The sequence below is a fragment of the Undibacterium sp. KW1 genome (assembly GCF_009937955.1).
Classification (GTDB): Bacteria; Pseudomonadota; Gammaproteobacteria; order Burkholderiales; family Burkholderiaceae_D; genus Undibacterium.
The window spans coordinates 4,895,130-4,907,358 of sequence record NZ_AP018439.1; the positions used below are offsets into that span (position 1 = coordinate 4,895,130).

At 53.3% G+C, this 12,229-nt stretch carries 13 protein-coding genes; 7 read left to right on the forward strand and 6 right to left on the reverse strand.

Going from position 1 to position 12,229, the window contains the following annotated elements; genetic code table 11:
* Positions 1–210: 210 nt before the first annotated feature.
* The gene (locus UNDKW_RS21970; RefSeq protein WP_162060465.1) at positions 211–1,860 is read right to left on the reverse strand and encodes a Tar ligand binding domain-containing protein; all 1,650 of its coding nucleotides are present in this window, start codon (positions 1,858–1,860) and stop codon (positions 211–213) included.
* Between the two features lie 421 nt (positions 1,861–2,281).
* Between UNDKW_RS21970 and UNDKW_RS21975 the strand changes: the two genes are divergently transcribed.
* The 3 genes from UNDKW_RS21975 (at position 2,282) to UNDKW_RS21985 (ending at position 3,660) form a co-directional block, all read left to right on the forward strand.
* Entirely contained in the window at positions 2,282–2,683 is a 402-nt protein-coding gene (locus UNDKW_RS21975; protein ID WP_162042992.1) for a PRC-barrel domain-containing protein, read from the forward strand.
* Positions 2,684–2,994: 311 nt separating this feature from the next.
* Positions 2,995–3,411: a PRC-barrel domain-containing protein gene (locus tag UNDKW_RS21980; protein WP_370529046.1), complete on the forward strand. Its 417-nt coding sequence runs from the start codon at positions 2,995–2,997 to the stop codon at positions 3,409–3,411.
* Between the two features lie 54 nt (positions 3,412–3,465).
* Entirely contained in the window at positions 3,466–3,660 is a 195-nt protein-coding gene (locus UNDKW_RS21985) for a hypothetical protein (RefSeq protein WP_162042994.1), read from the forward strand.
* Positions 3,661–3,734: 74 nt separating this feature from the next.
* Here the strand turns inward: UNDKW_RS21985 and UNDKW_RS21990 are convergent, their stop codons facing one another.
* Complete coding sequence (locus UNDKW_RS21990) at positions 3,735–5,825, reverse strand: AsmA family protein (protein ID WP_162060466.1); 2,091 nt, start codon at positions 5,823–5,825, stop codon at positions 3,735–3,737.
* A gap of 160 nt (positions 5,826–5,985) precedes the next feature.
* Between UNDKW_RS21990 and UNDKW_RS21995 the strand changes: the two genes are divergently transcribed.
* Positions 5,986–6,522 carry a ferritin-like domain-containing protein gene (locus tag UNDKW_RS21995; RefSeq protein WP_162060467.1) on the forward strand — a complete coding sequence of 179 codons (537 nt, stop codon included), beginning with the start codon at positions 5,986–5,988 and terminating at the stop codon, positions 6,520–6,522.
* Between the two features lie 87 nt (positions 6,523–6,609).
* Entirely contained in the window at positions 6,610–6,912 is a 303-nt protein-coding gene (locus tag UNDKW_RS22000) for a YqjD family protein (RefSeq protein ID WP_162042997.1), read from the forward strand.
* Between the two features lie 75 nt (positions 6,913–6,987).
* Here UNDKW_RS22000 and UNDKW_RS22005 read toward each other — a convergent pair whose 3' ends face one another.
* The 4 genes from UNDKW_RS22005 to UNDKW_RS22020 are packed head-to-tail and all read right to left on the reverse strand — an operon-like array spanning position 6,988 to position 10,648.
* Positions 6,988–7,629 (reverse strand): ABC-type transport auxiliary lipoprotein family protein, encoded by a 642-nt coding sequence (locus tag UNDKW_RS22005; protein WP_162060468.1) that lies wholly within the window; start codon positions 7,627–7,629, stop codon positions 6,988–6,990.
* Positions 7,630–7,647: 18 nt separating this feature from the next.
* A complete protein-coding gene (locus tag UNDKW_RS22010) occupies positions 7,648–8,580 on the reverse strand; it encodes an MlaD family protein (protein WP_162060469.1) in 933 nt (310 codons plus the stop codon).
* Positions 8,565–9,455: an ABC transporter ATP-binding protein gene (locus UNDKW_RS22015; RefSeq protein ID WP_162060470.1), complete on the reverse strand. Its 891-nt coding sequence runs from the start codon at positions 9,453–9,455 to the stop codon at positions 8,565–8,567. Before UNDKW_RS22015 ends, UNDKW_RS22010 begins: the two co-directional genes overlap by 16 nt.
* Positions 9,455–10,648: an ABC transporter permease gene (locus tag UNDKW_RS22020; RefSeq protein WP_232063083.1), complete on the reverse strand. Its 1,194-nt coding sequence runs from the start codon at positions 10,646–10,648 to the stop codon at positions 9,455–9,457. The genes UNDKW_RS22015 and UNDKW_RS22020 overlap by 1 nt, the downstream gene beginning before the upstream one ends.
* A 504-nt stretch (positions 10,649–11,152) precedes the next feature.
* On the opposite strand from UNDKW_RS22020, the gene UNDKW_RS22025 reads away from it, so the two are divergent.
* Together UNDKW_RS22025 and UNDKW_RS22030 are read left to right on the forward strand one after the other, a co-directional pair.
* Positions 11,153–11,299: a lmo0937 family membrane protein gene (locus UNDKW_RS22025; RefSeq protein WP_162043001.1), complete on the forward strand. Its 147-nt coding sequence runs from the start codon at positions 11,153–11,155 to the stop codon at positions 11,297–11,299.
* Between the two features lie 77 nt (positions 11,300–11,376).
* Positions 11,377–12,222: a YihY/virulence factor BrkB family protein gene (locus UNDKW_RS22030; RefSeq protein ID WP_162062066.1), complete on the forward strand. Its 846-nt coding sequence runs from the start codon at positions 11,377–11,379 to the stop codon at positions 12,220–12,222.
* Positions 12,223–12,229: the final 7 nt, after the last annotated feature.

Consider the following 12,229-nt stretch of genomic DNA (forward strand, 5'->3'; position numbering starts at 1 on the left):
ATTTTAAATAGCGCACTATTTATTTGCAAGCTATTTTTGAAAAATATTTTTCGATGGAAACCGCAGGACTGCTAGCAGACAGACCTGAGAAATTCTTCTTTTCTCTACGCTAGCCCGTTGTCTCCACGGTACAGCAGGGAATTCCTGCGGCCCGCGCAGGGTGGTATGTCACTCGCCTGCGCAACAAAGACTGCTTGCATGAATCATGGTTCAGGTACGCACCAAGCGCAAGTCCGGGCGTTTATGTGGCACATGTCCGGTCACTGTTGAGCTAACCACCTGCAATTGCGACTTCGCCTTGTGCCCTGCGCCAAGTTTGAATCCATTACTCAGCCGCGTGAGATGGCTGGCATGCTGCTCCATTAGTTTGGCGGCTGTCGTGGTGGCGCTGAGCAGGATAGCGTCCTTGCGGCTGGCATAGTCGAGATCACTGACGGCATGCCTGATCTGCCTGAGGTCTGCTTCCTGTTTTTTGCCTGCGGCATCGATTCCTGCCATGAGCTTATTGGCATGCTGCAGGGTGAACAGCAGCTTTTCTGCATCGGCATTGTCCTGGCTGGTCAGCCTGCCAGCGCGGCCCAGGCTTTCCCATGATTCATTGAGCAGGTTCTTGATTTCATGAACGGCACAGGCAGCGCCTTGTGCAAGGCCGCGTACTTCAGATGCGACAGTGGCAAAGTACAGTTCAGCGCCCTCTGCAGTCTCAACAGCCTTGCCTTCTACCGTACTCCTGAGCACTGCGGTATCAAGCTGGAAAACAAGTTCATCTATCACCTGGATGTTGGTGTCCAGCTTGTCCCAGGCATGCCGCAATTCTGTCATGGCAGCCATTGCCCCGCTGCCTGCCTGCGCTTTTTTAATGGCAAGTTCGCTGGCTTCGTCAGCAAGCAGCATGGCCTGGCGCGCCTGCTCTGAATTCTGGCGTATGGCTGCGCTCAGGTCCCTGGCGGCCAGGCTAATCTGCGTGTGCGAGGCGGACTGTTGATCCATGCGCGAGGACAGTTGCGCATTGTTATTCTGTATTTGCACGGATGTCCTGGCTATGCTGCCAGTATGGCGGTGCAAGTCCTTGCCGATTTTTTCCAGCTCTCTTTGCAGCTGCTGCAGTGAGGCCAGCAAACTGGCATCGTCATGCACATCTGGCGTGATACTGACAGCGTGATTACCATCTGCCATTTGTCTGGCTATGCGCGCAGCATAAGCAGGCTCACCGCCGAGCTGGTGGTAGATGACATGGATGAGGAAATAAGCCAGTGCAGCGGCCAGCACCAGGCCCATGCCTATGGCGGCCCACATCAGATTGCTTATCCGGGCATAAGCAGCCTCGGCACTGCCGAACTCTATATTGAGTGTATCAAGTTGCAGGCTGCGCAGGCTGTCCATGGCGCTGATGACGGGGTCTTTGAGTTTGTCTGCGACGAGCCTGATTTCCTTGAGACTGGCGATGTCAGCGGCGTGCATGGCCTTGATCGCAGGCAGGGTCACTGCATGGTCGAAGCTGAGACGTGCTGCACTGAGTTCATCCGCTTTTTTCCTGGCATCCTGTGACATGGGGAGTGTCGCAACGTCCAGCCATAACTGTTCTATGGCGCGCCTGTCGTGTTCCATGGTATCGGCAAGGGTACTGAGTTTTCCGGCGTCCGGTTCAGCCAGTGCTGCAAGGATGGCATGCCGGTTTGCCAATAACAATTTGTCCATGCTGGCGAGCTTATACAGCCCCAGGCTGCGCTCTTCATGGCTGCTTTTCAAGCTGTCATGCGAGGCTTTCATCGCATACAGACCCGTCAGCCCCAACAACAGCATGAGTGTACTCATGATACCCATCACCAGCATGAGTCTGGTTTTCAACGTCGTCTTCATTGCCCTGCCCCGGTCGTGAATCTGTATAAATAAAATAGCAAAATCCAGAACTCCCTGCGGCCTCAATGCTTGTCATGTTTTTATTTTTTCAAGACCAGATCGCAAGCGGAATTCTTTTACTGTATTAGACAGGAAGTTATAAGAGAATTGCCCGATGGAAAACCGTATTTAGCAATGTTTGACCGTGTGCAATATGAATTCACATTCCTGTGTAAATGGCATCATCAGTATCTGGATAAACCATCAACTGCGACTTACCATTTCAGCAGATTAACTCAGTGAAGGATACGGTTACGTGCAGAACACTCATGGACCTGTTTAAAATTCCTGTCAAAAAGACCTTCTTATGTGTGGTATCGAACTGTTAAGACTTGCAAGAAAGCGCATGCTCAGCTCTCCACTCACCCTGAAGGACAAGACAATGATTGATACTACTTCCAGTACTTATACTCCCGGCAGCTCTACAAATGGTCACAAGGGTCCGGGCCCTGAACTGATGGGTGCCAACACCCTGACTGGTGACAATGTCGTCAATCAGGCGGATGAAAATCTGGGTGACATCAAAGAAATCATGCTGGATATGCGCACTGGCCGCGTTGCCTATGCGGTCGTGGCTTTCGGTGGCATTCTGACCATAGGCGAAAAACTGTTTGCGGTACCGTGGTCAGCACTGACGCTGGACACTACCAACAAACGCTTTGTCCTGAACATAGAAAAGAGCCGTTTTGAAAATGCACCAGGCTTTGACTCTGATCACTGGCCAGATATGGCAAACCAGGCCTGGGCAGATTCCATACACAGCTACTACGGCATGACTGTATGACTGCATGACGAAGCGCTGCAGGCGCAGATCGCAGGGGTCAGAATGACGACCCTGGTCTATGAACAGCAGCATTTCGTTTTTATCGATGATGAATGGCATAAACCGGCACTGCAAGCGCAAGCTTGGCAGTGCCGTTTGCTTTAAAGAAGCAAATCCCTCCATTGGGTGGTTGATCGCCGGAACCCAGTGCCTGACTGTTCTTCCGGATTCAAACCGGCACTCAAAATTTGCTGTCTGTGTACGCTATCGTACCGATCACTTTCATTGCGGCGCACATACTGGAGGCTCCAATTCTTATGAAGGAAAAGATCATGATTGATATTAATTCCAACATTTACGATACGGGCCCGGGTAACAATGATCACAAGGGGCCTGGCCCTGAGCTCATGGGCGCACGCACGCTGACAGGTGACAATGTCGTCAACCATGCTGACGAATACCTGGGTGAAGTCAAAGAGATCATGCTGGACATGCAAGCCGGGAGGATAGCCTATGTGGTCGTCGCCCACGGTGGCTTGCTGGGCATAGGCGAAAAACTGTTTGCCATCCCCTGGACAGCGCTGACACTGGATACAGTCAATAAACGCTTCATCCTGAATATAAAAAAAGCCATTTCGACAATGCCCCGGGCTTTGATCCTGAGCAGTGGCCAGACATGGCAGATGAAATTTGGGTGGATTCAGTACACGCCCATTACGGCACGAAAACATGAAGCAGTAATCAGCTAAGCCTTAACCAAGCATCAACTGAGCATCAGCAAAACAAGAGAACAGGAGAAAGACATGGACTACACAGAAATGCAGTTTGCCTTCAAGGTATATGAAAAAGCCCTCAACAAACGCAGCCGTCATTTGATACGGACGCCAGAATCTGTACGTGAAGCGGAAGAAGCAAAATACACTTTGCAAATGGCGGTCAATGATGTGCTGGCTGAAACGCGTGAAGTAGCGACGATGATCAGGACCAGCCCGTATTGATGGCAGCAATGCCATCTGCAATCGTGCAATACTGCAATGGCAGTCTTTAAACATAGCAGCTCTTAAAAGGGCTGCTATTTTTTTGCCGTTTTCAACAAGCTGCCACAGCCACTGGTCTGATCCGGCCCGGTACTCACCAGTGGCAAGAGTGCGGCAAATGGCGTCAGCAGGGCCAGGCCTATGGCACCACCGGCACGCAGGGCCATCACACCTTTATCGACTGAGACCTGAGGATGCAAAAAAGTGCCGCGTACATACAAAGGGGCACGCAGGGAGAAGACACGCAAGCCTTTGCTATTGGGCTTGATGGTCAGGTTCAGGTCCTCCTTTTGCATATTGATACTGCCACTGATGTCTATCAGTGCTTCGTCAGTATCAACCAGGAAACTGCGGGCATTCATTTGGCCATCTTTTACGGCAAAATCTGCGAGCATGCAATTGAGTTTGACCTGTTTATCACCAGACAGTCGGGTCAGGATGACGTTGCCTATGTTCAGGCCCATTTCTTCCAGCAAGAGCTTGCTGACCGTGCCACGGTCTATCATGCTGCTGAGCTCGCCATTCGATGTTCCCAGCAGACCGGCGACAGAATTGCCGGTCGCGGTCAGGTTGCCGTCGGCATTGATCTCGCCGACTGTCAGCTTTGATGCGGCCAGTGTCGGGATGAATTTTTGCAATTGTATATGCCGCGCAACAAGCCGCATTTTTGCCCGTATGGCATGCGCCTGTGTCTCTTCATCGCCCTGCTCGCTTGGCTTGTTCTTGTTGCCGCCACTGCCGTCGAGGGTGATATGCGCCTGCAATTGCCCGCCTGCAAGTTCAAAACTCAGAGGCAGCATGCTGATGACACCATCTTTCATGATCAGCCTGGTTTGCAGCTTGTGTATGGGCAGCACTTTTTCACGTATCAGTTTGGTGGCGCTCAGGTTCACGTCTGCATCAATGCTGCGCCAGCGCTCAGTACGAAAATTTTCTACTGGCAGGAGTTTATCACCCGGTTGTACTGCAGCCATGCCACGTTTGAGTTTGTTGGCATTGGAATCAGCACCGACCAGTGGCGCCAGGTCGGCGGATTGCAGTACCTCTGAACTCATATTCCCTTGCAACAGTGGGCGCAGCTTGTCTGCCTTTCTGGTCTGGTAACCGAGGCTGCCAGCGAGATCACTGGAACCTACCTTGCCTGTGAACTTTTCATATTTCCAGTGATTATCTATCTTGCCAAGGGTGGCACTGAGATGGCCAGCAGTGCTGTATGCCGGGGTCTCAGGCAAGACTATGCCAGTCAATGGATACAGCCTTGCCATGCTGTTGCCCGAGATTTGTAATTGCATATTGACTGCAGCCAGTTCGCTGGGCTTGGTAACGCTGCCTTCAACACTGACCCTGGTTTGCCCCATTTGCAACTGCGCCATGATGGGGAAAGGCTGGGTCTGGTGCTGTAAGCTCAGGATGGCCCCGGCCTTGCCGTTGCCAGTGACGGCTTCACCGTGTAGCTTGCCCTTGAGCTTCCAGTTGATGCCGTAATTGGCCTCCGTCGTCAGGCTTTCTATATCGGCGACGACATCGGCATGGCGTATGGCATCGACATAATGCACTTTGCCCTGGCTGAGTACCAGCCTGCGTAGTTCCAGCCGCCACGGAGATGCATTGCTGCTTTTCCTGAAGGTCCAGTTATTGCTGCCATCGGCAAAACGTTGCAGGGACAGGCTGCTGTCATGGAAGCGCAGCAGGGGTATCTCAAGTCGTTTGTCCAGCAAGGCCAGCGGATTCAGGGAAAACGAGACTTCATTGATCTGTGCCATGTCTTCTGCCGGCGCGGCGGCAGATTTTGCAGATGCGGCAGATTGCCTGGCTGGCGGCGCTCCAGTCAGACTATCCGGCGGCTGGCCAATATGGATATCTTGTGCCAGCAGATGTGGCCAGGGTATCTTGCCGCGCCAGCCAGTCGCGTTTTCCGGCCCGCTGAGCTGCTTTTCCCAACTGAGTGCAAGGTTGCCACGTATGCTGAAGGGCCGCCCCAGTGCTTCGCTGGTGCGCTCATTGAGCCAGGGCCTGGCACGGTTCCAGTCCATATTGAGCAGGATCACCACAGCAACGGTCAGCAGCACGATGATGCCGGACAGTAGCCAGAGGCTGATACGCAATATTTTATTGTTGAGTGTCATGGATCATCTTCTTTTTCGCCAGCCTACAGGCTAACGCAAAACTATATAGCTCTATGTACGGCAGCGTACTGACCTTATTTTTGGTGAGGGATATAAAGGAGCCTGGACGAAAAAAATCGTCCGTCTGAATTCTCTCTCTTAATTTAACCGGAATCTCATCATGCATGAAGTCAATAGCAATCTCCGCAATGGCATGGACACTGCTGCCATCCGCGAAGCAGCCAAAAATCTTGATGACGGTGCAGTCACTGCAGGTTATCAAGGCAATCGTGAAGAAGTCATCGCCATGCTTAATGGCGCACTGGCTACGGAGCTGGTGTGCGTCTTGCGATACAAACGTCATTATTACACTGTTTCAGGCGTGCACAATGGCCCTATCAAGGCAGAATTTCTGGAGCATGCAGTTGAAGAACAGGCGCACGCTGATTTGCTGGCAGAACGCATCGTCCAGCTCAATGGCAAACCCGACTTTAACCCCGCCACACTGACTGAACGCAGTCATGCTGAATATGATGATGCCGAAGATGTGCGTGCGATGCTCAAAGCTAATCTGATTGCTGAACGGGTCGCCATAGAATCATACCGTCAGATGCTGGCAAAAATCGGCGACAGTGATCCAACCACGCGGCACATGCTGGTCGGGATCATGGCTAAAGAAGAAGAACATGCGGATGACATGAGAGATTTGCTGGCTTGAGAACCAAGGCAACACCAAGGCCGCAAGCAGTTTCAACGACCGTTTCAACAATTGCAGCGCCCACCCCCACACTGAAAGGTATGCATCATGCTCGAATCTGATTTTAAATCTGTCAACAAAGACATCAAAGTATTACTCAAGGATGCTCAGGCATTGCTGACCGCTGCAGCATCCCTCACCGGCGAAAAAGCCGATGAAATGCGCGCACGCGGGATGAAGATGATAGACTCAGCCATGCAAAAGACGCACGACGCTCAGGCATCCGTGCTCGCCACCGGCAAGCAGGTGGCTGAATCTACCGATACTTACGTCAAGGATCATCCCTGGAGTACCCTGGGAGCAGCAGCCACAGTGGGTTTGCTGGTTGGCTTGCTGTGCTGCCGTAAATAGCAGGCTATCGTAACAAGCCATACAGGCTTGCTACAACAGTAAGGTCAAGAAAGCAGAAGCAGCCCTGTTCCAGTATCAGGGCTGCTTTTTTCTTGCCTGCGCTGCCAGCGTAATCTGCTCTACACAAAATACCCTCAGTTGCTGCAAGACCTGGGCTACCGCCTGATTGCTGGCGAGCACGCCGCCATAGGCATCTTCACTCGCAGTGGGAATACTGATGCTGAATTCACGCCAGGACATGACCTGCTGAGTCTGGCGGTCCGACAAATGGGCGCGCAGCTTGAACTGAACATGGCTGGGCTTGCTGCTGAAGTCTTGTTGCAGGCTCAACAGCTCCAGGTCCAGACGGTAAGTTGTCAGCGTCGCATTGGGTGCTTGCAGAACAGCCTTGAACATGCCGGTCGATTCCAGCGCCGTTGCCACCAGCGGCATGAGCATTGCAGCGGGCGGTTTTTGCCACTGGCTTTGCTGGAATTCTTCTACCTGATACGGCTGGCGTGTATAAAGCATGCGACCGGTGTCAAAACCGGCAGCCGCGCGGATATTGCCAACCAGGATACTGGCCGTGACATTGGCGGGTGCGACTGAGCTGCCGGGTGCGGTGGCCTCCAGTCTATAGACGGCCATGGGAGCCACATTGGCAGGCTGCAGGGCGGAGCAGCCAGTCAGGGCGATTGCCATCACGGAGACAAAACTGCTTGTGGTTAAGTGTTTCATGGGGTGACTCCTTTAGTTTTATTTAGCTTCACCCGGACCTGCCGGTGGGGTTTGCCGCCCTCTGATCAGGCTGCTGGGATTATGTTCTGTCTGCTCTATGAGACGGGTCATCGAGGCTGACAGGGTCGTCAGCTCTGCCATCAGCCTCTGCAATTCCGGCAGGGTATCGCTGCTTAACTGGCGCACACCGCCACCGAGCTCGTCTGCAGTTTTCCTGGTGCTGTCGCTGGCCTTGCCTGCCTTGTCTGCCATGCTGGCGACGGCATCGGCACTCTTACCTATGCGCTGGAACAAGAGATCAATCTTGGCACTGGCCTGGGCAGTGTTGGCGGTGGTGATGGCGGCATTGCTGATGGCCACGCGCATGGCATCTTTTTGCGAGGCCAGTGTATCCATGACAGTCGAGGTATCACGCAAAATCTTGCCAAAGGCAGCGCGGTTTTCATCATTCAGTATTGCGTTAACGTTGGCGGCTGTACGGTCGAGATTGGCCAGCACGGCACTCAGTACATTCTCCAGTCTGGCACTCAGGGACGGCTTGGTGGGTATCTGTGGATAAGCCTGGCCTTCCCTGGCCTGCAATAATGACGCTGCCGGTGAGCCACCGCTCAACTCGACATAGGCAATACCGGTCAGGCCCTGGGTCTTGAGAACAGCCAGGGTATCAGTCTTGATGGGTGTACCTGCAGCGATGGCGAACACCAGTTGCACTTGCTGGGGATTGGCAGGGTCAAGGCTGATAGTGCGCACCTTGCCGACATTCACGCCCTGGTATTTGACAGGCGCATCGAGGTTCAGGCCCGCCACCGACTCATTGACGATGGATTGATACAAGACAGTCTGCTGGCGTTTTCCCAAACCGACGGAAAGCCACAATACCGCGGCCACCAGCAGCGCGCCCAATGCCAGCACAAAGGCACCGACAGCGGCATAATTTACTTTGGTTTCCATGGGGTTTCCTGTGCGCTCTTGTGTACGCTGTTGTGATCATTCTTTTGTTCGTTCCTGAATTCAATGTCGCGTGCCTGTTGCGCCTGTTGCTGTGCAGCCCTGCCACGTGCACCATCAAAATAATCGCGGATGACGGGATGCTGCAGTTGCGATAATTCTTCCATGCTGCCCACTGCCAGCACCTTGCCCTCACCCAGTACCGCCACCCTGTGTGTGACTTGCCATAGCAGGTCAAGATCATGGGTGATCATGACAATGGTAGGCTGGTACAGCTCGTGCAAATGACGCAGCAGGTTATCGAGCCCACCGGCGCTGGCCGGGTCCAGCCCGGCAGTCGGCTCATCAAGAAACAATAGCTCAGGGTCCAGCGCCAGTGCCCTGGCCAGTGCCGCCCGCTTCAACATGCCGCCACTCAGCTCTGCCGGATAAAGGCCCGCAGCTTCGGGCTTGAGGCCGCTTAGTGCGAGCTTGAGTGCGGCGATATCATTGATGCTCTTATCATCCAGCTCACTGTGCTCACGCAAGGGCAGGCCTATGTTCTCTGTGACAGTCAGGGTGCCAAACAGGCCGCCTTTCTGGAACATCACGCCGCAGCGCTGCCGTAAAGAGCTGGCTTGCTCATCGCTGATATCAGCCAGGTCCATGCCCAGCACTTTGACCGTGCCTGAGTCTGGTGTATGCAACAAGATCATCTCGCGCAGCAAGGTCGATTTACCAGAACCGCTACCGCCAACAATTGCGAATATCTCGCCACGGCGTATCTGCAAGTCCAGGCCTTCATGCACGATCTTGTCACCAAATCGGGTGCAGACTTGCTGCATGTCTATGGCGTAGTCATACGCTTGCGTCGGGCTTGTGGGCTGGTTTGTACTCATTAAAGTCCCAGCAAATTAAAGATGACGGAAAATACCGCGTCGAGCACGATGACGATAAAGATCGCCTGCACCACACTGCGGGTAGTCTGGCGACCGACGCTGTCGGCATTACCTCTGGTGCGGAAGCCCTGGTAGCAGCCGATGATGACGATCACCGCGGCAAACACCAGTGATTTACCCAAGCCGATGAGCAGGGTCTTGAGCGGGATCTCCGTGGCAAAGCGATCAACAAATTCATGCATGCCCACATCCAGCTGGCTACTGGCCATCAGCATGCCGCCAATGATGCCGATCAGGTCGGCAAACAGGGTCAGCAAGGGCAAGGCCAGCATCAGCGCGATGAGCTTGGGCAGCACCAGTAACTCTATGGGTTTGATACCTATGGTTTGCAGGGCATCGATTTCTTCTGTGACGACCATGGTGCCTATCTGTGCCGCATAGGCAGAACCAGAGCGGCCAGCAATGATGATGGCCGTGATCAGCGGTGCAAATTCACGCAGCATGGCGTAACCCAGCAGTTCAACGACAAAGATATTCGCGCCATAATGCTTGAGCTGGTCTGCTCCCTGGTAGGCGATGACGATACCGAGCAAGAATGAAGTGACACCGACTATGGGTAGCGCTTCAAAACCGGCGATCTGGATATTGTGCAGGATCGTGCGACCACGCCAGCGGCGCGGATGCAGGAACAGGCCCAGCAGGCTGACGGCAGTTTCCCCTACAAAGCTCAGTAGCGCCAGGTTGTCTTTGAAGATATCGACAGTGGCTTTGCCGGTTCTTGCCAGCACGCCCGGCATTTTTATGTCCGGGACAGCATCCTGTGGCAATTCACCCAGCCCATCGAGCATTTGCTGATATTGCGCAGGCCAGCCTTGCATGCTGATCAGCACACCGCTGTCACGCAATTTTTTTAAACGTGTTTGCAAGACCCAGGCCGTGATGCTGTCTATCTTTTGAATTTGCTGCCCGTCCAGTTCCAATACCGCTGGATGCCGCATGAGCAGTCCATCTAGCTGACGCATGACATTGCCAAGCTGGCAGACTGTCCATGTACCGGAAAATTGCAATACACCAGGCGCAGTTTGCAGTATGCGGGCAGGCATGCGCGCTGGATCATTGGCAACCCTGGAGCTGGCAACTTCGCTTGCCACTCTGGTGGCAGATTTGATGGGACTGACAGGAGCAGCAGGCATGATGGATTCTTTTATTTGCACACGCTCAACAGCTTGCCGTTTAACAGAAACTTAATCTGTGCGCTGGCGTACTCAGAAACTGAGTAAACACAGGAAAACAAGCACTTGCGCAAAACCACTCCAGCGACCCTTACTGTATTTGCATACATATTTGCATGCGGTATGGGCCACCGTTTGTGCTGGAGTGATCTTGCGTAAGTACTCTTTTCCTGACGTTTCTGGGTTGGCAGTTTTGCCTTGACTGCATCAGTAAGAATTAACTGACATTATCTTGGTCAATTTCTTCCCTGGCGTCCGTACGCTGGCGAACAGACGCTGGCCGGCTGCTGCATCACGATGCAAGTGTGCTTCAGGTAAGACCAAGCGTTGCATTGTTGATGCGGATTGTTGAGCGATATGACAATGAGAATAGCTTCAACACGGTTTGATCACTTATCTGATGCCAGCAATCTTAAACCCTGTGCGCAATCGCTACGCTTGTGCACTTTTACAGGAAGAAAAATCATGCTCTATACCATCGCTGTCATTTTACTGATCATGTGGCTGCTTGGCATGGTGTCGGCTTACACCATCGGTGGCTTTATCCACATCTTGCTGGTCATCGCCATTGTCATGATACTGGTTCGTGTCATACGCGGCGAACGACTCTGAAGCCTTTGTTTTCTGCACTCGGGTCGCTGCTGAAACGTGGCATTACGCTGCCACTGCTGTCGCCGGACCTCGTCCACATCCTGCAGCGCACCCTGAGTGAATGGCTACGCCACCGCGCCGCCAGCAAGGGCGCGGCGCTGGCTTTCTATACCCTGTTTTCGATGGCACCTATCCTGGTACTGGTGCTCGCCATCGCCGGTTTTTTCTACGGCCAGCAAGCAGCACAGGGGCAGTTATTCCATCAATTACAGACCCTGGTCGGACACACCAGTGCTGAGGCCATACAAGCCATGCTGGCGGGTGCACGCAATGAAGAGGAGGGCCGTCTGGCGACCATCATTGCCAGTGTGCTGCTGCTGGTTGGTGCCACCAGTGTCTTTGCCGAACTCAAGGAAAGCCTTGATGAAATCTGGCAAGTGCCACACCAGACCGACAGCAGCATCTGGCATTTGCTGCGTACCCGCCTGCTGTCTTTTGGCCTGGTGCTGGTACTGGCATTTCTGATGCTGGTTTCGCTGGTGATCAATGCCGTGCTGGCAGCGCTGGAACATTACTGGAGCGGTAGCCAGATTGCTATTTCCCTGGTGTTCCTGCCCCTGTCTGCGATGACCAGCTTTGCCGTCATTGCCTGTCTGTTTGCGGTTATTTTCAAGATGCTGCCACAGGTAAGACTATCCTGGAATGATGTCTGGGTAGGTGCGCTTGGTACGGCGGGTTTGTTCCACGCCGGTAAATATGCGATAGGCCTGTACATAGGCAATAGTGGTGTCGCCAACAGCTTTGGCGCAGCCGGATCAATGATCGCGATTTTGTTGTGGGTATATTACTCAGCCCAGATTTTCCTGTTAGGTGCAGAATTCACTCGCCAGTATGCTTATTCGCTGGGCAGTTTGCAGGATCAAAAGCAAACTGCCGCGGTGTAATAGCATT

What these genes read in the sequence shown, in the direction of transcription:
- UNDKW_RS21985 (WP_162042994.1), top strand. Translation starts at nt 3,466, where the DNA reads ATGGACTACACAGAAATGCAGTTTGCCTTCAAGGTATATGAAAAAGCC.
- UNDKW_RS22005 (WP_162060468.1), bottom strand. Translation starts at nt 7,629, where the DNA reads ATGAAACACTTAACCACAAGCAGTTTTGTCTCCGTGATGGCAATCGCC.
- UNDKW_RS21980 (WP_370529046.1), top strand. Translation starts at nt 2,995, where the DNA reads ATGATTGATATTAATTCCAACATTTACGATACGGGCCCGGGTAACAAT.
- UNDKW_RS21990 (WP_162060466.1), bottom strand. Translation starts at nt 5,825, where the DNA reads ATGACACTCAACAATAAAATATTGCGTATCAGCCTCTGGCTACTGTCC.
- UNDKW_RS22015 (WP_162060470.1), bottom strand. Translation starts at nt 9,455, where the DNA reads ATGAGTACAAACCAGCCCACAAGCCCGACGCAAGCGTATGACTACGCC.
- UNDKW_RS21970 (WP_162060465.1), bottom strand. Translation starts at nt 1,860, where the DNA reads ATGAAGACGACGTTGAAAACCAGACTCATGCTGGTGATGGGTATCATG.
- UNDKW_RS21975 (WP_162042992.1), top strand. Translation starts at nt 2,282, where the DNA reads ATGATTGATACTACTTCCAGTACTTATACTCCCGGCAGCTCTACAAAT.
- UNDKW_RS21995 (WP_162060467.1), top strand. Translation starts at nt 5,986, where the DNA reads ATGCATGAAGTCAATAGCAATCTCCGCAATGGCATGGACACTGCTGCC.
- UNDKW_RS22000 (WP_162042997.1), top strand. Translation starts at nt 6,610, where the DNA reads ATGCTCGAATCTGATTTTAAATCTGTCAACAAAGACATCAAAGTATTA.
- UNDKW_RS22010 (WP_162060469.1), bottom strand. Translation starts at nt 8,580, where the DNA reads ATGGAAACCAAAGTAAATTATGCCGCTGTCGGTGCCTTTGTGCTGGCA.
- UNDKW_RS22025 (WP_162043001.1), top strand. Translation starts at nt 11,153, where the DNA reads ATGCTCTATACCATCGCTGTCATTTTACTGATCATGTGGCTGCTTGGC.
- UNDKW_RS22020 (WP_232063083.1), bottom strand. Translation starts at nt 10,648, where the DNA reads ATGCCTGCTGCTCCTGTCAGTCCCATCAAATCTGCCACCAGAGTGGCA.